The sequence below is a fragment of the Leclercia sp. UBA7405 genome (assembly GCF_037152215.1).
Classification (GTDB): Bacteria; Pseudomonadota; Gammaproteobacteria; order Enterobacterales; family Enterobacteriaceae; genus Enterobacter; species Enterobacter pneumoniae.
This window is the reverse complement of record NZ_JBBCMR010000004.1, coordinates 122,034-139,972: the sequence shown is the minus strand read 5'-3', so window position 1 is coordinate 139,972 and position 17,939 is coordinate 122,034. Positions and strand designations below refer to the sequence as shown.

The following is a 17,939-nucleotide window of genomic DNA, read 5'->3' as shown; positions in this document are numbered from 1 at the left end:
TGTGCAATTTGACCCCATGCCCGCCTCGCCCGGTGCGAAGCACAATCGAAGGGCCGCGGTTTTCTACGTAATTTCAGTTCACTTATATGACGTTGTCTGCTGGCGACCACGCTGCTTTTCCCGATATTATGAGCGGCTGTTACTTAGGAGAACTCATGATCTGGATAATGCTGGCGACCCTCATAGCCGTGTTTGTCATAGGATTTCGTATCCTGACCTCCGATTCTCGCCGCGCCATCAAACGTTTAAGTGAACGTCTGGGCATTTCGCTGGTGACGGTCGAGTCGATGATCGACCAGTTTGGTAAAACGTCCGGAAATGAGTTTATCCGCTACCTCGAGCGCCCGGACGAGGCGCATCTGCAAAACGCGGCCCAGGTGCTGTTGATCTGGCAGGTGTGTATTGTGGATGGCAGTGAACAAAATCTGCTCAGCTGGCACCGCCTGCTGCGTAAAGCCCGTCTCGCCGCACCGCTCACCGATGCGCAGATCCGCCTGGCCCTTGGCTTTATGCGCGAAATGGACCCCGATCCGCAGGAGCTGAACGCCTTCCAGCTGCGCTATAACCAACTTTTCCTGCCGGAAGAGGGTGTGTTTTACCTTCACTGAGGCCTTGCGGGCCGGGGCCAGCACCACGTCATCCGGCAAACCCCGGCAAAAGTTGTCGAAACGTTAAATTCGTCACACTTTTGATGATAAACTGCGCGACTTTTCCGCACATTTTTATCTTCAGGTGACGTCATGACAGAACATATTCAGCCCGCTCCCCACGCTAAAGAGGTCGCCCGGCCCAACTGGTCGGCGGTTTTCTCGGTGGCGTTCTGCGTGGCCTGCCTGATTACCGTTGAGTTTCTGCCGGTCAGCCTGCTGACGCCGATGGCGCAGGATCTGGGTATTTCGGAAGGTGTGGCGGGGCAGTCCGTTACCGTCACCGCCTTTGTGGCGATGTTCGCCAGCCTCTTTATTACCCAGGCGATTGGCACCATCGACCGCCGCAAAGTGGTCATTCTCTTCAGTGTGCTGCTGACGGCATCCTGCCTGCTGGTCTCCTTCGCCAATAGCTTTAGCCTGCTTTTGCTCGGGCGCGCCTGTCTGGGGTTAGGGCTCGGCGGCTTCTGGGCGATGTCCGCTTCGCTCACCATGCGCCTGGTGCCCGCCCGCACGGTGCCTAAAGCGCTGTCGGTGATTTTCGGCGCGGTCTCCATCGCGCTGGTAATTGCCGCGCCGCTGGGCAGTTTTCTCGGCGGGATCATCGGCTGGCGTAATGTCTTTAACGCCGCGGCGGTGATGGGTCTGCTCTGCATTGTCTGGGTATGGAAAGCGTTGCCGTCGCTGCCGGGTGAAGCGGCGCATCACAAACAGAACATGTTTACGCTGTTGAAACGTCCGGGCGTGCTGGCGGGGATGACCGCCATCTTTATGGCCTTCGCCGGGCAGTTTGCCTTCTTCACCTACATCCGCCCGGTGTTTATGACCATGGCCGGCTTTGACGTGGATGGCCTGACGCTGGTGCTGCTGAGCTTCGGTATCGCCAGCTTTGTCGGCACCTCGCTGTCGGCGCAGTTCCTGAAACGCTCCCTCAAGGTGGCGCTGGCCGGTGCGCCGCTGGTGCTGGCGATCAGCGCCGCCGTGCTGATTCTGTGGGGCAGCGACAAGTGGGTCGCCTCGGCGATCGCCATTATCTGGGGCTTCGCCTTTGCGCTGGTGCCGGTGGGCTGGTCGACGTGGATCACCCGCTCGCTGGCCGATCAGGCGGAAAAAGCCGGGTCGATTCAGGTAGCGGTGATCCAGCTGGCGAACACCTGCGGCGCGGCGGTGGGCGGGGTTGCGCTCGACCATCTGGGGCTGACCTCACCGCTGGTGATTTCCGGTACGCTGATGCTGATGACGGCGTTGCTGGTGGCAGCGAAGGTGAGGGCGCGTTGATTGATAAATAGTCACCCCGGCGATATACTTGTACCGTAACTTGTACAGGAGGGAATATGCAGGTTGTGACCTTTACTGAAGCGCGAAGCCGACTCAAAGATGTGTTGGACGACGTGAATGACAATGTGGAGACGACAATCATCAGCCGCCGCAACGGCGGGGATGCGGTTGTTATGTCTCTTCAGCACTACAACTCGATGATGGAAACGATCCATTTGATGAGTTCGCCTGCTAATGCCAGCCGACTGATGGAGTCAATCGCACAGGCAAACACGGGTAAAACCACGCAGAGGGATCTGATTGATGACCAGGCTACTGATTTGGACAGATAACGGCTGGGACGATTATCTGTGGTGGCAAGAGCAGGATAAGAAAACGCTTCGCAGAATCAACAAGCTGATTGAAGATGCGAAGCGCCAACCTTTCAAAGGAATGGGAAAGCCTGAACCGCTCAAAGGGAATCTTTCTGGTTACTGGTCCCGCCGGATAAACGATACTGACCGACTGGTTTACGGCGTGTCGGATAGCGCACTCACTATTTTGATGTGCCGCTATCACTATCATGTGTAATTCAGGTTAATGCCTGAACCCGTCTTCTCGAATTTATCGACGGCGTTGCTGGTGGCAGCGAAGGTGAGGGCAAAGTCGTAAATTACCCCTCACCCCGGCCCTCTCCCCAAAGGGGCGAGGGTGAAAAGACCCACCGGACAATCCCCTCGCCCCTTTGGGGAGAGGGTTAGGGTGAGGGGATATCAGGCTGATGTCTGAACCCGCCTTCTGGAATCCATCGAAATCAGCACCACCGACGAGACAATCAGCAGCGTGCCCAGCCAGTCCGGCAGGGTGAAGGCCACGCCCAGCAGGATCACCGACAGCAATGCACTACTCAGCGGTTCGGCGCAGCTCAGGATGCTCGCCTTTGGCCCGCCGATCATCTGTGCCCCTTTCAGATACAGGCTGAACGTCAGCGCCGTACCGATCACTACCAGATAGAAGAACGCCAGCAGCAGGCTACCGTCGAACGCAAAGGTGGTGCCGCGCCCCGCGTAGAACGGCGTCAGCACCAGTCCCGCAATCAACATACTCCAGCCGACGATCGGCAGCGTGCCGTAGCGGGCGATCAGCGTTGACGGGTAGGTGGTATAGAACGCCGCAGCAAAGGCCGAGGCGATGCCGAAGAACAGCGCGGCAGGCGAGATTGAGAGCGACGTCGGGTCGCCATGCGTCACCAGCAGGAAGGTGCCGACAAGCGACGTGAATATCGCGGATAACACAAACAGGCCGGGGCGCTTTTTCCGCGCCAGTGCGAACCACGCCACGATAATGGTTGGCGACAGGTACTGCAGCACGGTGGCGGTGGCAGCGTTGGATTTTTCAATCGTCAGCAGGAAGGTGAGCTGCACGGTGAGCGCGCCGACCAGCGAGAAAAATAGCAGGCTGATGGCGTCCTTGCGGTTTTTGATGACCGAGAAAATTTTGTCGCCGTGAACGAAGGAGAGCGTCAGCAGGATCACCCCGGTAAACAGCAGGCGAACCATGGTCAGATAAGGTGAAGAGATGTGGCTTTTCTCCATGATGTACTGCGCGCAAACGCCTGAACTTCCCCATAAAACGGCGGCGATCAGGACGTTGAGCATCCCTTTACGTGTGGAACCCATGTTCTCCCCTGTTATGTTGGTTTTTTTGTAGCATAACATGAGGATTGGTGGGTTTGGTGCGATCTGGTGCCCTCACCCCAGCCCTCTCCCACGGGGAGAGGGGGCAAAGACTAAAAACGGCAACTGGCGTTGCCGTTTTGCATTTACCTTAGAACCAGGCTTCCCACATGGCGCCGACGTTGAAATCGTCAAGCGTCTCGTCCTGGGTACCGTTCACGCGGGCGGTACGTTCGTTATCCACCTTGCCGCCGGTGACGTAGAAGCGCAGCATCGGACGGAACTCTGGCCCCATGGCGATAGACATGTTCTGCGACAGGGTCAGTTTCCAGCCTTTGTTATCGCCGCCGTTGTCGTAATCAACGTGCTGCCAGCCCGCTTCCAGCCAGGTCGAGTGGACGTCGTTCCACCAGTGCATTGGTCGGACAATGGCGTTGTAGTTCTTGCGGTTATCGGTGCCGTCGCGGCTATTGTCATAGTCGTGGAAGGCGAGAATGTACTCCACCTGGGTGGCCTGGGTGAATTTATGCAGCCCTTCGAAGCTGGCGTAGACCGTGGTCAGATCCTCGGTCTTGTTGAAGACGCTGTTATCCGAGTTATCAGAGTAACGGGCAATCACTTTGTTCACGCCGCTGTCGTTGGTGTGGCTCAGCACCACGCCACCTTGCCAGGCCTTCAGACGCTCTTCACTGTCGATCGCTTTCGAGTCAAAGCCGTAGTTCGCATACAGCTCCAGATCTATCGGGCCGAGCTTCATGCCGTGGATTTTAGAGGTGGCCGCGTAGTTACCTTTGTCGCCCGTGCCGGAACCGCCGGTACAGGTGATGCGCGATGGGTTCGCTTCGTCTTCCATTACTTCCGGGCTACAGGATTCCACGGCCGCCACGGTCGCCACGTCAAACTGCACGCCGCCAATGTCGAAGTTCTTCACCCCGGCGCCCTGGCCATCGTGGTTCATCCAGAAGTAGTCGTTGATACCCTGCTGCGGACGCTGGTGGAAGTCACGACCGGCCCAGAAGTAGGCGTTCGGGTTGGACGCCATAATGTTGGTGACGCCCGCATAGGCTTTTTTCAGGTTAACTTCGTCGCCCCAGTGGTCGATCATCACGTTGATGTCCCAGATGGCGCCGTTATCGCCTTTAAAGGCTTTGGAGAGCTGGAATTCACCGCCGTTGCCTTCGTTACCCAGACGACCAATCGCCGACGCACCGTTATAGGAGCCATCCACCGCTACGTATTTTTGATCGGCGGCCTGGAAATGGGCGCCATAGCGGGCATAACCGGTAAATTTAACCCCGAACGGAATAGCCATATCCGGCGACTGCGCCGCGCTTTGCGGCTCGGTGACCACGTCGGCTTTTTTCGCCACCGCAGCATCCATTTTTGCCTGACGTTCTGCCAGGGCTTTATCCACCGCTTTGGCCACAATGGCGTCGATTTGCTCTTGAGTGAACTCCTGTGCGAGTACAGAAATTGGGCAAAGCGCGGCGATAACCGCCATTGTTAATGGAAGTTTTTTAATTGTGTTCATGGTTATCTCAATATAGTTTAATTTTATTCAGACAATAACCATCCCGCTCCGATCTGACAGAATATGTCGCTATCATCAGAACAAGTGGATTTCTATTATTAGGTACAGAGGTATTACATTACCGTTTTTTCGCCATAGATTATCTCTGATATAAATGAATAATTTCTTCGGATAATTCACGCGCCAGTAGCGAGTTCATTAAATGATCCTGGGCATGCACCATAATTAACGTCATCGGCTGACGGGCTTCGCCTGCATCCTGCTCAATGAGTTTGGTCTGCATATGGTGCGCCTGACGCGCGTAGCCATCGGCTTCGCGCAGCAGGCTTTTGGCTTCATCAATATCGCCATTACGCGCGGCGTGCAGCGCTTCAAAGCACAGGCTGCGCGACTGACCGGCGTTAACGATAATTTCCATTACGGCTTCTTCTAATGCGATCATGAGTGATTACTCTTTTTCAAAACCATTATTCAGAGAGGTAACGGCAAACCACTCTCCACTTTTCTTTATCGTGCGTTGCTGCGTCGTTAAATCCAGCTGAATAAAGCCGTAGCGGTTTTTATACGCATTGCACCATGACCAGTTATCGATAAATGTCCACATATGGTAACCAAGGCAGTTTGCCCCTTCGCTAATGCCTTTATGCAGCCATTTAAGATGTTCGGAAATAAATTCGATTCGATACTGGTCGTTTATTTGTCCGGCTTCGATAAATCGTTGCTCGTTTTCTACGCCCATGCCGTTTTCCGAAATAAAGCAGCGCGGGTTGTCATAATTATCACGCAGATTAACGAGAATATCGTAAATACCCGGCTCATAGATTTCCCAACCGCGATACGGGTTCATCTTCCGACCGGGCATTTCGTAGTTATCAAAGAACCACTCCGGCATAAACGGCGCCTGAGGGTTCACCGCACTGTCACGACACTTCACGCGACGCGGTTGATAGTAGTTAATGCCCAGCAGATCGATACGCCCGTCGGCAATCAGATTGCTGTCCTCAGGCTGGCAGGCAGGCAGCTGATCGTAAGACTTCAGCAGCGCCACCAGGTCGGCCGGGTATTTCCCGCGCAGCACCGGGTCGAGGAAGCTCCGGTTAAACATCAGGTCGGCAATATGCGCCGCTTTCACATCCGCCGGATGCTGCGAACGGGGATATGACGGGGTCAGGTTGAGTACGATCCCAATCTCACCGGCATGGTTTCCGGCGCGGAAGGCGCGCACCGCGTGGGCGTGGGCCAGCACGGTGTGATACGCCACGGTCGCCGCACGACGGAAATCCACCACGTTGGGATAGTGGAAATCGTACAGATAGCCCCCTTCAACCGGCACAATCGGCTCGTTGAAGGTAAACCAGTGCAACACCCGGTCGCCAAACAGTTTGAAACAGGTCTGCGCATAGCGGCCATAGGCGGCCACCACATCGCGGTTCTCCCAGCCGCCAATCTCCTGCATCGCCATCGGCATATCGAAGTGGAACAGGCAGATAAACGGCGTGATGCCCTGCTCAATCAGTTCATCGATCACCTGATTGTAAAACGTGACCGCCTCAGGATTCACTTCACCGATGCCATCGGGGATCAAACGCGCCCAGCTAATCGAGGTGCGAAAGCTGTTGTGGTTCAGCGTTTTCAGCAGCTGAATATCCGCTTTCCAGTTCTGGTAAAAGGTCGATGTCTGTTGCGGCCCTATCCCCTGATGGAAACGGTTTGGTTGCTGGCTAAACCAGTGATCCCAGGTGGTCAATCCCTTGCCGCCGCCCTGGCTCTCCCCTTCGGTTTGCAGCGCGGAGCTTGCGCTACCCCACCAAAAGTTCTCGGGAAATGAGTAGTTCATAATGCTTCCTCTTTAACTTAGTTACTGGCCGGCTCAGCGCCTACAACAGCCGCCTGGGCTTTTTGCTCTTCGTTTTTCACCAACGTACGCTCATAAGCGCGCAGGAAAGGCAGGTACATCAGCGCCGACATCACCATGCACACCACGCACATCACCACCGGGCTCAATGCCCAGTTGGCCGCCCATGAGGCGCCAATCGGTGCCGGCGTGGTCCATGGGGTTAACGACACCACCTGCGCCAGCCAGCCGAGCTTAGTAGCACCGTAGGCCAGACACGCATTCACCAGCGGCACAAACACGAACGGGATAAACAGCATCGGGTTCATGATGATCGGCGCACCGAACAGGATCGGTTCGTTGATGTTAAAGAAGCTTGGCACCACGCCCATTTTGCCAATGGTACGCAGATGGGTGACGCGGCTGCGCAGCAGCAGGAACGCCAGCGGAAGGGTAGAACCGACGCCGCCAATCAGCAGGTAGTGATCCCAGAAGCCCTGCAGGTATACGTGCGGCAGGGCAGCCCCTGCGGCCAGTGCGGCCTGGTTTGCAGAGAGGTTTGCCATCCAGAACGGGTTCATGATGCCAGTCACAATCAGCGAGCCGTGGATGCCCGCGAACCAGAAGATCTGGCACAGCAGCACAGAGAGCAGAATGGCAGGCAAAGAGTCAGACGCCGAAACCAGCGGTTCCAGCAGGTGCATAATCGCCTGGGGAATGATCATGCCGGTCTGCGCTTCAATGAACAGGTTCAGCGGGTGCAGCGTACCGATCACCACCATCACCGGGATCAGGATCTCAAACGAACGGGCCACCCCGGTCGGCACCTCTTTTGGCAGGCGGATGGTGACGTTGTTCTGCTTCAGCCACGCATAGACGCGGGTGGAGTAGATGGCGGTGATCAGCGCGGTGAAAATCCCCTGGCCCGACAGATACTGGGTGGAGATTTTGCCATCGGCATAGGGCGCAGCCACCAGCAAGAATGCCATAAACGCCAGCAGGCCAGACATCACCGGGTCGAGGTTAAACTGACGACCCAGACTTGCGCCGATACCCACCGAGATAAAGAAAGTCATTACGCCCATGCTGAGGTTGAAGGGCAGCATCAGCTGTTCGCGGTAGGTCTGGGAGAAATCCAGCCAGCCACGGGCAAAGCTGTTGGTGGTGTCCGCTGAGAACGGCGGGAAGATAAACACCAGCATAAACGAGCCGATGATCATGAACGGCAGCGCGGCGGTAAAGCCGTCGCGGATGGCAATCACATACTTCTGCTGGCCAAGCTTCGCCGCCAGCGGGGTAATGGACTGCTCAATGACGGCAACCATAGACTGATATAACGAACTCATGAGAACACCTTCTTAGTGTGCCGCTTCAATGAGCGACAGAGCGTAATCCAGCACCTTATCACCACGCTGCATGCCGTAGTCCATCATATCGATGGCCTGCACCGGAATGCCTTGCGTAGCAGCCTTGTCTGACAGCGTCTTTATCATGTATTTCACTTGTGGTCCGAGAAGTACCACCTGGTATTGCGGAAACTGCGTATCAAATTCGGCCACGCCATACGCATCAATCTTCACCGGCAGACCTCGCTCATCCGCCGCTTCAACCATTTTCCTGACCAGCAGGCTGGTGGACATTCCGGCAGAACAACACAGCATTATCTTGAACATCGACGACCATCCTCTAAATGTAAAAAGTTATTGCGGGTCTGATTGGACATCATGCGGAAACCGGTTTCCATTTATAAAAGACAGAAGTGTGACAGCTATCAATATCCGTTACTTATGGCGCTAATTATCACGATCGATGTCACACTATTTGGCGTGTTTTGCATCAAAATGAGTGGAAACGGAAAATCGGTTTCCATAGAAAACGGAAACGGATATACTTCTTTTTGGCCAAAATGTGAGCCAATGCGGTAATGGAATTTGCAGGGCGGGGCCGTCCTGTCAGGGGAGAAAGATGTCTACAATCAACGATGTATCACGTTTGGCCGGGGTGTCCAAAGCCACGGTATCACGGGTGTTGAGCGGGTCGCGCGGTGTAAAGGAAGCCAGCCGTCAGGCCGTTTTGAAAGCGGTGGATGAGCTGAACTATCGACCCAATGTGATTGCGCAGTCGCTGCTGAGCCAGTCAACCGGCTGTATCGGGGTGATCTGTGCGCAGGATAATATCAACCAGAGCACTGGTTACCTGTACGCGCTGGAAAAACAGCTTAGTCAGCATCAAAAGCATCTGCTGTTGCGTTTTGCCAACACCAAAGCCGAGGTGATGAACGCACTTGAAGAGCTTTCGTGTGGGTTGTGCGACGACATTCTCATTATTGGCGCCCGTTTTCCGCTGAGTGTCGATCAGGAAAATGTCATTCTGGTGGACTGCATGCAGGCGGCGGATAACGTCAACAGCATTCAGTTCGATCACGCGTTCGCCGCAGAAACCGCCTGTAATTTCCTCACCAGCCAGGGGCGCCGCCAGATAGCGCTGATCCATCCGCAGGGTAGCGGCTTTGCCGATCAGGTGCTGCTGGGCTACAAGCACGCGCTGGAGAAAAATTTCCTGCCCTTTAATCGCAACCTGGTCTTTATGGAGGCCACCTCGTCATCCGTGGCGCTGCAGGAGTTGCTGAACAATGCGAGCACGCTGAACTTCAACGCCTTACTGGTTGCTGATGAGCAAGAGGCGCAGCGGGTGATCCCGCAGCTGCAGGCATTTAACAAGTCCGTACCGGGTGACATTATGGTCTTCAGTCTGGCCGGCTCCCTGCATTTACCGGGTATCCCAACCATTCCGGCGATTGAATACTCGATGGATGCGATGGCTGCACGCATTGTGAGCTGGCTGAACGAAAAAACCCAGATGCTGGAATCCTGGGTTCTGCGGGGCGATTTAATTATTCCTGAAATACGTAAACGTTAATCAGCAAGCGTGAAGCCCGCTTCACGCTTAATAATCCTCCATGCAGTCCATGCGGCTGACGGCGTCCCAGTAGGCCTCCTGGTTGTTACGATCTACCGCCAGCATGGCGTTGCGCATCAAAAGCTTATTCGCCTCTGAAGACATAATCATCGCCTGCCACTCCGAGTCAGACTGTTTACGCTGCGGGGCGCAGGCTTTTTTCACATCTTTCAAAATCAGCTGTTTTTTCTGTTCGAGTTTGGCGGGATCGTCGTTGTCTTGCGCATGGGCGAAGGCGGCAAAAAGCAGACAGACTATCAGGCAAAACAGGTGTGCTGACTTCATGTTGACCTCCGGTTGATAACCACGGCATTCCATTTGAAATATATCGTTACATTCGCCGATGCGATCCAGGTGGAAAGTATGAATTTGCGCATTCCGGCGACTAAACGTTAAAAGCGTAGCCGCACTTTTTGCCAAATTCTTGGGCGCCAACAAAAATTTATTGTCTCCTTTCTGCCGTTGCGCGAACTTAGGGTAACGATAAAAAAATGAGGGAAAACAGGATGCAGCTAGACATTGTCGATACCATCACTGCCGAGGATCAGGAAGCGTTATTAACCGGGCTGCGCGCCTATAACGAGCAGTTTGTCGATACCCGCACCTGGGGCGATCTGGCGGTCTTTGCCCGCGATGACGACGGTACCCTCATTGGCGGGGTTATAGGGCGTCGCAAAGGGGAGTGGCTGGATATCAGCTATGTGTGGGTGAGCAGCGCGGTGCGTGGCAGTGGTGTAGGCAGCCAGATCATGCTGGCCGCCGAAGAAGAGGCGAAGCGCAAAGGGTGCCTGAATGCGCTGGTGGATACCGTCAGTTTCCAGGCGCGGCCCTTCTACGAAAAGCTGGGTTATCAACTCCAGATGACGTTGCCCGATTTCCCGAACCAGGGGATGCAGCGCCACTATCTGACCAAAGCGCTTTAAGCGCCAATGCCCTGGCCCATCACCGCTAAGGCGTGGCCCACAATCTGTGCAGACGAGAGAGCGCTTAGCCTCTCGTCATTACGCCTTCTCGCGAAGGGCACCAGCACCAGGCTTAGCAGCGTGGTAAACAGCAGCTCCGGAGCCAGCTCGCGGTTCAGTTTCCCCTCCTGCTGCCAGCGCTTCAGCGTGGCAAGCGTCACGGAGTAGTTATCTTCACCCACCCGATTTCGCAAATGGGCGCGTAAGACCGGCATTTCACCGATCACCTCCTGCATCCACAGCGGCGCAAACCAGTGATGCTGCCCGGCGAGGCTCGCCAGCGTTTGGACCATCAGGGTCAGAGAAGCCACCGGATCGTCGGGATGGGCGCTAAAGGTGGCGGCGATGGTGCTGCGCAGCGGCAGAAAACGCTCCTCGATCATGGCATCCAGCAGCTGTTCGCGTGAGTTAAAATAGTAATGCAGCATCGCCGGCGTTACGCCCGCCTCTTTGGCGATGGCGTTTAAAGAGGTGTTGGCGATCCCCTGACGAGAAAAGAGATCCAGCGCAATGTCCAGCAACTGCTCGCGGCTGGTGGTGGCGCGTTTGCCCCCGCGAGGGCGACCGGGGCGGCGCGGTTCAGAATTATCTTTATGTGCTGACATGCTGGAGCGATCCCTTGACCGTATTCATAACTTCATTGAATATTAATTATCTCATTAATTAATTTCAAGCGGTCTCTTATGATGCCTGACGCGCAAAAGCCCCCTTCGATAAAGCTCTTGTTCAGCGCACTACTGCTGGTGATGCTGCTGTCTGCCCTCGATCAGACCATCGTCTCCACGGCGCTACCCACTATCGTGGGTGAGCTGGGCGGGCTGGATAAACTCTCCTGGGTTGTGACGGCCTACATTCTGAGCTCCACCATCGTGGTGCCGCTGTATGGCAAGTTCGGCGATCTGTTTGGCCGAAAAATCGTACTGCAGATTGCGATTGTGCTCTTCCTGCTGGGCTCGGCCCTGTGCGGACTGGCGCAAAACATGACGCAACTGGTACTGATGCGTGCCCTGCAGGGGCTGGGCGGCGGCGGACTGATGGTGATCAGCATGGCGGCGGTGGCCGATGTGATCCCGCCTGCCGAGCGTGGCCGCTATCAGGGGCTCTTCGGCGGCGTATTTGGGCTGGCAACGGTGATTGGGCCGCTGATCGGTGGGTTTATCGTGCAGCATGCCTCGTGGCGCTGGATCTTCTACATTAATCTGCCGCTGGGGCTGTTTGCCCTGCTGGTGATCGGCGCGGTGTTCCACAGCAATACCAAACGAAACAAACATGAAATCGACTATCTCGGGGCGATTTACCTCAGCATGGCGCTGCTCTGTATCATTCTCTTCACCAGCGAAGGGGGGACGGTACGCTCCTGGAGCGACCCACAGCTGTGGTGCATTCTGGCCTTCGGCCTGACGGGGATTGCCGGATTTATCTATGAAGAGCGTCTGGCCTGGGAGCCGATTATCCCGCTCTCGCTCTTTCGCGATCGCAGCTTCCTGCTGTGTAGCCTGATTGGCTTTATCATCGGGATGTCGCTGTTCGGGTCAGTGACCTTCCTGCCGCTGTATCTGCAAATTGTGAAAGAGGCCACGCCAACCCAGGCCGGATTACAGCTGATCCCGCTGATGGGCGGTCTGCTGCTGACCTCCATCATCAGCGGGCGCATTATCAGCCGTACCGGCAAGTACCGCCTGTTCCCGATCCTCGGTACCCTGCTGGGGGTGATCGGTATGGCGCTGCTCACGGGGATCACCATCGACTCCCCCACCTGGCAGCTGTACCTCTTCACCGGCGTGCTGGGGATGGGTCTGGGGCTGGTGATGCAGGTGTTGGTGCTGGCGGTGCAGAACAGCGTCTCGTCCAGCCAGTACGGTGTGGCGACGTCGGGCGTCACCTTGTTCCGCTCCATCGGCGGGGCGATTGGTGTGGCGCTGTTTGGCGCGGTATTTACCCATCAACTGCAATCAGGGCTAATGGCACGCATCCCCGAAGGCAGTGAACTGCCGCGAGGGCTGGATCCTGACGCTATCCACCATCTGCCGGATGCCCTCAGGGCGGACTATCTGGATGCCTTTGGCTCCGCCATTCACGCGGTATTTATCATGGCGGCAGGGATTATGGTGCTGGCGTTTGTGCTGTCATGGTTCTTGCGCGAAGCGCCGTTACGCAAAAGTCAGGCGTAAGCGAGCGCAAAAAAATGGTCGTCCATTTTTCGGTTGTGAGCACAGAGGTGAAAACGCCACTCTGGACTCACTGCTCACAACCGGAGAGACCCATGAACTTTACGACCCTGGATACGCCGGGCAGCCTGTTTCAGCAGGCCGTCTGGCAAGGGATTGCCCGCGTCGGCTACGGTGAGACATCGCATTACCAGGCGCTGGCGTTGCCCGCAAAGCGTGGCTGCTTGCCATGAGAAAAAGCACCGCTGAGCGGCATATATCTTTTTCTTCTGTTTGATTCCTTTTCGTTTTTTAGCCTGCCGCTGGGTTACCGATATAGTCGGGTAAACATTTATCAAAAGGAACCGGCTGGTGAAACGTCGATTGGGTGCACTTCTTCTTGCGGGCCTGCTGCTGGCGGGCTGCGATCAGGGTGGCAGTAATGCTAAACACATTAAAGTCGGCGTGATTAACGGCGCCGAGCAGGAAGTGGCAGAGGTCGCCAAAAAGGTGGCGAAAGAGAAATACGGCCTGGATGTGGAGCTGGTCGGCTTTAGCGGCTCGCTGCTGCCGAACGATGCAACTGACCACGGCGAGCTGGATGCCAATGTCTTCCAGCATCGTCCGTTCCTTGCGGAAGATAATAAAGCGCACGGTTATAAGCTGGTGGCGGTGGGAAATACCTTTGTCTTCCCGATGGCAGGCTATTCCCGCAAGATCACATCGGTGGCTGAACTGAAAGATGGCGCCACCATCGCGATTCCCAACGACCCAACCAACCTGGGGCGTGCCCTGTTGCTGCTGCAAAAAGAGAAGCTGATTACCCTTAAACCGGACATCGGCCTGCTGCCCACCGCGCTGGACATCACGGCTAACCCGAAGAAGCTGAACATCATGGAGCTGGAAGGGGCGCAACTGCCGCGCGTGCTGGATGATCCAAAAGTCGATGTGGCCATTATCAGCACCACCTATCTGCAACAAACCGGGCTGTCGCCGGTGCATGATGGGATATTTATTGAAGACAAAAACTCGCCCTATGTGAATATCGTGGTCGCACGGGAAGACAATAAAGACGCCGAGAACGTCAAAGCGTTTATCCACGCTTACCAGTCGCCGGAGGTGGCGAAAGCGGCGGAGAAGATCTTTAATGGCGGCGCAGTGCCCGGCTGGTAATCGTGTGAATAACCCGCTTCTGAATTTTGCGGGTGTTAGCATGACTAAAGTATCAATAAAGCGAATCTGAATAATTCAGGAGGGGGATTTTACTCTCCTCCTGAAGATTCTGCCTTACCTGTAAACCATAAAAATGGTATTCCGTTATCAGTATTAGAAAATCATTATGGTACTAAATTTAAGTTTGCATCAGGTACAGAGAGTATTACTCAACAAATGATTGATGCAGGTTCAGGCGCGAGAGGAATAGTGTATGGTTCTTATGGTATCGGCCAGCCGGGGCACGTATTTAATGTAGTGAATCAAAATGGGACAATCAGATTCCTTGATGGGCAAACAGGAAAAGTAGCCGATGTAAGTCAGTTTAAATCATTTAAAATATTGAGAACGAATTAATGATGACTTTCGATGATGCAATAAAAAAAGCACATGAATATCTTAGCAATACAGATATTCCTGTAGTTATTACCGTTCAGGGCCGTTTTTCTGAAGGGTGGTTCTTTTGTTTTGAATCAAGAGAATACCTGGAAACTGGCAATGGTAGTGCATTATTGGCAGGTAATGCACCATTTATAATAGATAAAGATAATGGTGAAATTTACACATTGGGAACAGCGCAGCCCCTCGAAGCATATTTGCAGGAATATGAAGAAGAGAAAAATAAGTTAAATTAAAATCTTAGATTCCGGCCTGAATGGCCGGAATCGTCTTATCAGCCATCACCTTTACCCAAAATGTCCGTTCCCGCGACTGTACACCGGCAGATCGCCGGTGTCGTTCAGCGCGCCCGGAAACGCCCCAATCCACTGTTCCATCTTTCTGCGGTTGGTGGGAGCGACGCTTAAGCCCTCGGCGCAGCCGTACAGCTTGCGGGTGTTCTGGATGGTGATAACGATACAATCCGGCATCACCCGTATTTTTAGCGGCATCCCGTCGATAAATCCCGCCTGCGCTATCCACTCGCCGCACAAAAATATCGCATTCTGTTCGTATCAGGCCGTAGCTCATCCGTTTTGAACTCTGAAAATATTTTGCCCTGAACCCGGCCGCCTTAGAAGGGAAGCTTAATGGCCTGACTGCCTCCCTGCGGGAGGAGGTTATCCGCAGCCAGGCGGAGTACAGCAGCCCCGACTACGGTCCGGAGAGCGCTTTCTGGACGAAGGTCAGCGCGGCGGCAACACGCAGACTGGCACCGCTGCGGTGCTGCTCTCCTGCTCGCCTCGCTGGTGAAAAATGTTGAAAACGATGCTGCCCGCGCAGCACTGCACGGCGTCGTGGCGGCTGCTCTGACGCAGCTTGCAGGCGGCAACGGCGCTGATGGGCTGAAGGCCGGGGCCGCGGGGGCAGTGACGGCCTCGCTGCTCTCTGAACGGCTGGTCAGCGCGCTGTATGGCAAAGACGTCAGCCAGCTGACGGCGGACGAAAAGCGGCTGGTGAGTAACCTTGTGTCCATTGACAGGGCCTGGTATCTGGGTCCGGCAGCAACGGCGGGTAAGGTTATTGGTGGTGGGATCCTTGGTCTGACCGCTAACGGTGGCTATCAATACTATGATCTGAGCAAGCCGGGAAATGAAAGTAAATCGTGGGATTACCTGGGAAGTGCCACCTCATTCAATATGGGGACACTGGCTCCGGGCCGCGGTATATGGGTAAATACGGGTATTGCAATGGGCGGGGCAGTATTTACAGACGGACCAAATGGCGCAGCTATCGCGGGAGCCGGACTCGGTGCATGGTCAGGTGGTACATTTGGAAAATTTGGTCCATTCTCAAGCGAAGTTAACTATATTTTTGGTGCTTTTGGCGGTGAATTTATCAGCAACAAAGTGAAAGATGCAGGGAAGAAGGAATGAAGATTAAGAAAATGACAAAACCGTCTTTATGGATGTTTCTGGCAAGTACTGCGTATTATTTCGTGGCATTTTTGGTATTTGCTTTTATTGCTGATTGTGCGATTAGAATTTGGTATGAAAGCGGTTTTGTTTTTACTAAAAAAAATGTTACTGATTTACTTGTGATCAGTGGAATCGTTGGGCTTGCTGCGGGTTCAAGAACATGGCTTTTTGCCTGGCTGGACGAACGCAAAGCCCGAAAATCTCCCCCACCTTCAGATCCAAAACCCTGAACCACAATCCCGGCCCCAGAGCCGGGATCTTCCTTTTACCCGTCAGCCTTTCTCAAGGGCCAGTCTGGCGTTCACGCCTTCAAGGAACGCCAGCACCTGTTGCTGCTCCTTCGCGGGCAGGCAGGTGCTGGTCCGGGTCAGTACCTTCATCAGTGGGCTCTCCGTGGGGAGCGTGGTGATGACCAGACAGCCGGGCATCACCCGGATATCCACCAGTGTATCGGTAGTAAACCCCGCTTCTGCCAGCCAGTTGCCATTCAGGCGCAGGCTGGGGCTGCGGGAATACCAGGTGGCCAGGAGGTTGTGGTGATAAAAATGCCGGATGCTGACATAACCGATCTTCATCCGCCGCTGCGCTTTGGAAAGGTTCTCTGTGACGTAGAATCGCGTCTAGCCATAATGACGACCTCTGACTAGTTGTTGTTGAGAATAATGCGCTCAGTGATATTGCGCAGGCACAGTCTGAAGGTAAGACGCAGGAGCAAAAAGCCGAAGAGCACCTAAAACCGAAAACGAACGCTATAAGCAGGAAAACTGTGCCGGAATGAGCGCTGAAGCTTGTTCGGTACAGATGTACACTAAACGGCGTGAAGCGTTGAAAGGCTCGGTTTCACTGGGTGTAGATTTTGTGCCTGTGGTCGGGGATATCAAGAGTTTTGCGGAAGCGCAGAGTGCGATTGATTACCTTGCGGCAACCATCGGGTTAGTACCGTTGGTTGGTGATGTCGCTGGCGACCTTGAGCAAGCATCCAAGCTCATTAATGATGCCAGCCATGAGATAAACGTTAAATGGGTTGATGAAAATGCCGGAATGAGTTCAAGAGCTGGAGACTATAATGATTCTGCTTCTGGTGCTCGTTCAAATATTGACACCTAAAAAGGACAGGCTCCAACGATCGATCGAATTGATGACGCTGGAAAAAACAGACCAGTTCGATTTGATGGTGTTGATGGTAATGTTGTGATTGTCAGAAAAATATCAGTTGTAACAACACCAAAAGCTAAAATTCAGGCGATAAGGCAGTCTGAGGCCTTGAAAAGTAATGGAATAACTGGACGTTGGGAAGTCCCAAATTAAGCTCAGGCTAATCGAGCTCAAAAAATGTTTGATGAATTAGGTATCAAAAATATAGAGGTGAAAATTGTCCATGAATAGTGATGCTCGCTTGGTGAAGATAATAGCTGACATGGCTATTTTTCTTGAGTTCTCTGATGAAGAGTCTTTAGATCCTGATATTGCAGTAGGAATGATGGAAAGTATTGCGGCTGAACTACAACTTTTAAGTCTTGATGATAAAATGAAAGTAGCAAATGCTTTTGACCTGATATCAAAAGAATATCAAGGAGATCATGCAATCTATATAAAAGAGCTTCCTGAATCACTTGGCTTGATATAGTTGTATGGTAATTGGTCCCGCCCATAGCTGGCGGGATTTTTTGCCCTGAATCCCTTTGCCAGCAGACAAAACAATCTCGTCAGGGCGCTGCCCTGATAACCACAAACTATCAGTCACATACAGACGCTTCCGGGCGTTGTGTGGTAGGTTCTGCTGTACGTGGCTGATATGATGGTGCCGGCGCTACAATCGCAAATGTTCCTTCCAGTGGTAAGTTGGCTGGAAGCCAGAT

The 17,939-nt window shown here is 54.2% G+C and carries 25 protein-coding genes; 15 read left to right on the top strand and 10 right to left on the bottom strand.

The window, feature by feature from the left end; translation table 11 throughout:
- The first annotated feature begins 155 nt into the window (after positions 1–155).
- The 4 genes from WFN75_RS18710 (at position 156) to WFN75_RS18695 (ending at position 2,495) form a co-directional block, all read left to right on the top strand.
- Entirely contained in the window at positions 156–608 is a 453-nt protein-coding gene (locus tag WFN75_RS18710) for a DUF1198 domain-containing protein (protein ID WP_336996657.1), read from the top strand.
- Between the two features lie 132 nt (positions 609–740).
- Positions 741–1,925: a purine ribonucleoside efflux pump NepI gene (gene nepI, locus WFN75_RS18705; RefSeq protein ID WP_207292697.1), complete on the top strand. Its 1,185-nt coding sequence runs from the start codon at positions 741–743 to the stop codon at positions 1,923–1,925.
- Between the two features lie 56 nt (positions 1,926–1,981).
- Entirely contained in the window at positions 1,982–2,257 is a 276-nt protein-coding gene (locus WFN75_RS18700) for a type II toxin-antitoxin system Phd/YefM family antitoxin (protein ID WP_233803349.1), read from the top strand.
- The gene (locus tag WFN75_RS18695; RefSeq protein WP_336996656.1) at positions 2,229–2,495 is read left to right on the top strand and encodes a Txe/YoeB family addiction module toxin; all 267 of its coding nucleotides are present in this window, start codon (positions 2,229–2,231) and stop codon (positions 2,493–2,495) included. Before WFN75_RS18700 ends, WFN75_RS18695 begins: the two co-directional genes overlap by 29 nt.
- Before the next feature lie 182 nt (positions 2,496–2,677).
- Here the strand turns inward: WFN75_RS18695 and WFN75_RS18690 are convergent, their stop codons facing one another.
- From WFN75_RS18690 to WFN75_RS18665, 6 genes are all read right to left on the bottom strand, one after another.
- A complete protein-coding gene (locus tag WFN75_RS18690) occupies positions 2,678–3,583 on the bottom strand; it encodes an EamA family transporter (RefSeq protein WP_336996655.1) in 906 nt (301 codons plus the stop codon).
- Positions 3,584–3,731: 148 nt separating this feature from the next.
- Positions 3,732–5,111 carry a carbohydrate porin gene (locus tag WFN75_RS18685; protein WP_046886332.1) on the bottom strand — a complete coding sequence of 460 codons (1,380 nt, stop codon included), beginning with the start codon at positions 5,109–5,111 and terminating at the stop codon, positions 3,732–3,734.
- 139 nt (positions 5,112–5,250) lie between these two features.
- The gene (locus tag WFN75_RS18680; RefSeq protein ID WP_040077777.1) at positions 5,251–5,553 is read right to left on the bottom strand and encodes a PTS lactose/cellobiose transporter subunit IIA; all 303 of its coding nucleotides are present in this window, start codon (positions 5,551–5,553) and stop codon (positions 5,251–5,253) included.
- A 6-nt stretch (positions 5,554–5,559) separates the two neighbouring features.
- Complete coding sequence (locus WFN75_RS18675; RefSeq protein ID WP_336996654.1) at positions 5,560–6,948, bottom strand: glycoside hydrolase family 1 protein; 1,389 nt, start codon at positions 6,946–6,948, stop codon at positions 5,560–5,562.
- Between the two features lie 17 nt (positions 6,949–6,965).
- Positions 6,966–8,291: a PTS sugar transporter subunit IIC gene (locus tag WFN75_RS18670; RefSeq protein ID WP_040077779.1), complete on the bottom strand. Its 1,326-nt coding sequence runs from the start codon at positions 8,289–8,291 to the stop codon at positions 6,966–6,968.
- A gap of 12 nt (positions 8,292–8,303) precedes the next feature.
- Positions 8,304–8,618: a PTS sugar transporter subunit IIB gene (locus WFN75_RS18665; RefSeq protein WP_040077780.1), complete on the bottom strand. Its 315-nt coding sequence runs from the start codon at positions 8,616–8,618 to the stop codon at positions 8,304–8,306.
- A gap of 292 nt (positions 8,619–8,910) precedes the next feature.
- Here WFN75_RS18665 and WFN75_RS18660 point away from each other — a divergent pair, with 292 nt between their 5' ends.
- Positions 8,911–9,864 (top strand): LacI family DNA-binding transcriptional regulator, encoded by a 954-nt coding sequence (locus tag WFN75_RS18660; protein WP_040077783.1) that lies wholly within the window; start codon positions 8,911–8,913, stop codon positions 9,862–9,864.
- 27 nt (positions 9,865–9,891) lie between these two features.
- Here the strand turns inward: WFN75_RS18660 and WFN75_RS18655 are convergent, their stop codons facing one another.
- Positions 9,892–10,188, bottom strand: coding sequence for a YicS family protein (locus WFN75_RS18655; RefSeq protein WP_040077784.1), 297 nt, complete (start codon positions 10,186–10,188; stop codon positions 9,892–9,894).
- A gap of 221 nt (positions 10,189–10,409) precedes the next feature.
- On the opposite strand from WFN75_RS18655, the gene WFN75_RS18650 reads away from it, so the two are divergent.
- The gene (locus WFN75_RS18650) at positions 10,410–10,826 is read left to right on the top strand and encodes a GNAT family N-acetyltransferase (protein WP_336996653.1); all 417 of its coding nucleotides are present in this window, start codon (positions 10,410–10,412) and stop codon (positions 10,824–10,826) included.
- Here the strand turns inward: WFN75_RS18650 and WFN75_RS18645 are convergent.
- The gene (locus WFN75_RS18645; protein ID WP_212478202.1) at positions 10,823–11,470 is read right to left on the bottom strand and encodes a TetR/AcrR family transcriptional regulator; all 648 of its coding nucleotides are present in this window, start codon (positions 11,468–11,470) and stop codon (positions 10,823–10,825) included. The genes WFN75_RS18650 and WFN75_RS18645 overlap by 4 nt on opposite strands.
- A 78-nt stretch (positions 11,471–11,548) precedes the next feature.
- Between WFN75_RS18645 and WFN75_RS18640 the strand changes: the two genes are divergently transcribed.
- From WFN75_RS18640 to WFN75_RS18620, 5 genes are all read left to right on the top strand, one after another.
- Positions 11,549–13,036 (top strand): MDR family MFS transporter, encoded by a 1,488-nt coding sequence (locus WFN75_RS18640; RefSeq protein ID WP_336996652.1) that lies wholly within the window; start codon positions 11,549–11,551, stop codon positions 13,034–13,036.
- Between the two features lie 92 nt (positions 13,037–13,128).
- The gene (locus WFN75_RS18635) at positions 13,129–13,266 is read left to right on the top strand and encodes a hypothetical protein (protein ID WP_336996651.1); all 138 of its coding nucleotides are present in this window, start codon (positions 13,129–13,131) and stop codon (positions 13,264–13,266) included.
- 118 nt (positions 13,267–13,384) lie between these two features.
- Positions 13,385–14,185: a lipoprotein NlpA gene (gene nlpA, locus WFN75_RS18630; protein WP_046886327.1), complete on the top strand. Its 801-nt coding sequence runs from the start codon at positions 13,385–13,387 to the stop codon at positions 14,183–14,185.
- A gap of 51 nt (positions 14,186–14,236) precedes the next feature.
- Positions 14,237–14,581 (top strand): toxin glutamine deamidase domain-containing protein, encoded by a 345-nt coding sequence (locus WFN75_RS18625; RefSeq protein ID WP_336996674.1) that lies wholly within the window; start codon positions 14,237–14,239, stop codon positions 14,579–14,581.
- Positions 14,581–14,859, top strand: coding sequence for a YrhB domain-containing protein (locus WFN75_RS18620; protein WP_336996650.1), 279 nt, complete (start codon positions 14,581–14,583; stop codon positions 14,857–14,859). The genes WFN75_RS18625 and WFN75_RS18620 overlap by 1 nt, the downstream gene beginning before the upstream one ends.
- Before the next feature lie 51 nt (positions 14,860–14,910).
- On the opposite strand, the gene WFN75_RS18615 is transcribed toward WFN75_RS18620, so the two are convergent.
- Positions 14,911–15,156 carry a SymE family type I addiction module toxin gene (locus tag WFN75_RS18615; RefSeq protein ID WP_072039544.1) on the bottom strand — a complete coding sequence of 82 codons (246 nt, stop codon included), beginning with the start codon at positions 15,154–15,156 and terminating at the stop codon, positions 14,911–14,913.
- A 255-nt stretch (positions 15,157–15,411) separates the two neighbouring features.
- On the opposite strand from WFN75_RS18615, the gene WFN75_RS18610 reads away from it, so the two are divergent.
- Both WFN75_RS18610 and WFN75_RS18605 read left to right on the top strand, forming a co-directional pair.
- Positions 15,412–16,038, top strand: a complete 627-nt coding sequence (locus WFN75_RS18610; RefSeq protein ID WP_336996649.1) for an adhesin — start codon at positions 15,412–15,414, stop codon at positions 16,036–16,038.
- Positions 16,035–16,310, top strand: coding sequence for a hypothetical protein (locus WFN75_RS18605; RefSeq protein WP_212478196.1), 276 nt, complete (start codon positions 16,035–16,037; stop codon positions 16,308–16,310). Before WFN75_RS18610 ends, WFN75_RS18605 begins: the two co-directional genes overlap by 4 nt.
- Before the next feature lie 42 nt (positions 16,311–16,352).
- Here WFN75_RS18605 and WFN75_RS18600 read toward each other — a convergent pair whose 3' ends face one another.
- Entirely contained in the window at positions 16,353–16,655 is a 303-nt protein-coding gene (locus tag WFN75_RS18600) for a SymE family type I addiction module toxin (RefSeq protein ID WP_336996648.1), read from the bottom strand.
- Between the two features lie 199 nt (positions 16,656–16,854).
- Here WFN75_RS18600 and WFN75_RS18595 point away from each other — a divergent pair, with 199 nt between their 5' ends.
- Positions 16,855–17,187, top strand: a complete 333-nt coding sequence (locus tag WFN75_RS18595; RefSeq protein WP_336996647.1) for a hypothetical protein — start codon at positions 16,855–16,857, stop codon at positions 17,185–17,187.
- A gap of 271 nt (positions 17,188–17,458) precedes the next feature.
- A complete protein-coding gene (locus WFN75_RS18590) occupies positions 17,459–17,707 on the top strand; it encodes a hypothetical protein (protein ID WP_212478194.1) in 249 nt (82 codons plus the stop codon).
- The last annotated feature ends 232 nt before the right edge of the window (positions 17,708–17,939 follow it).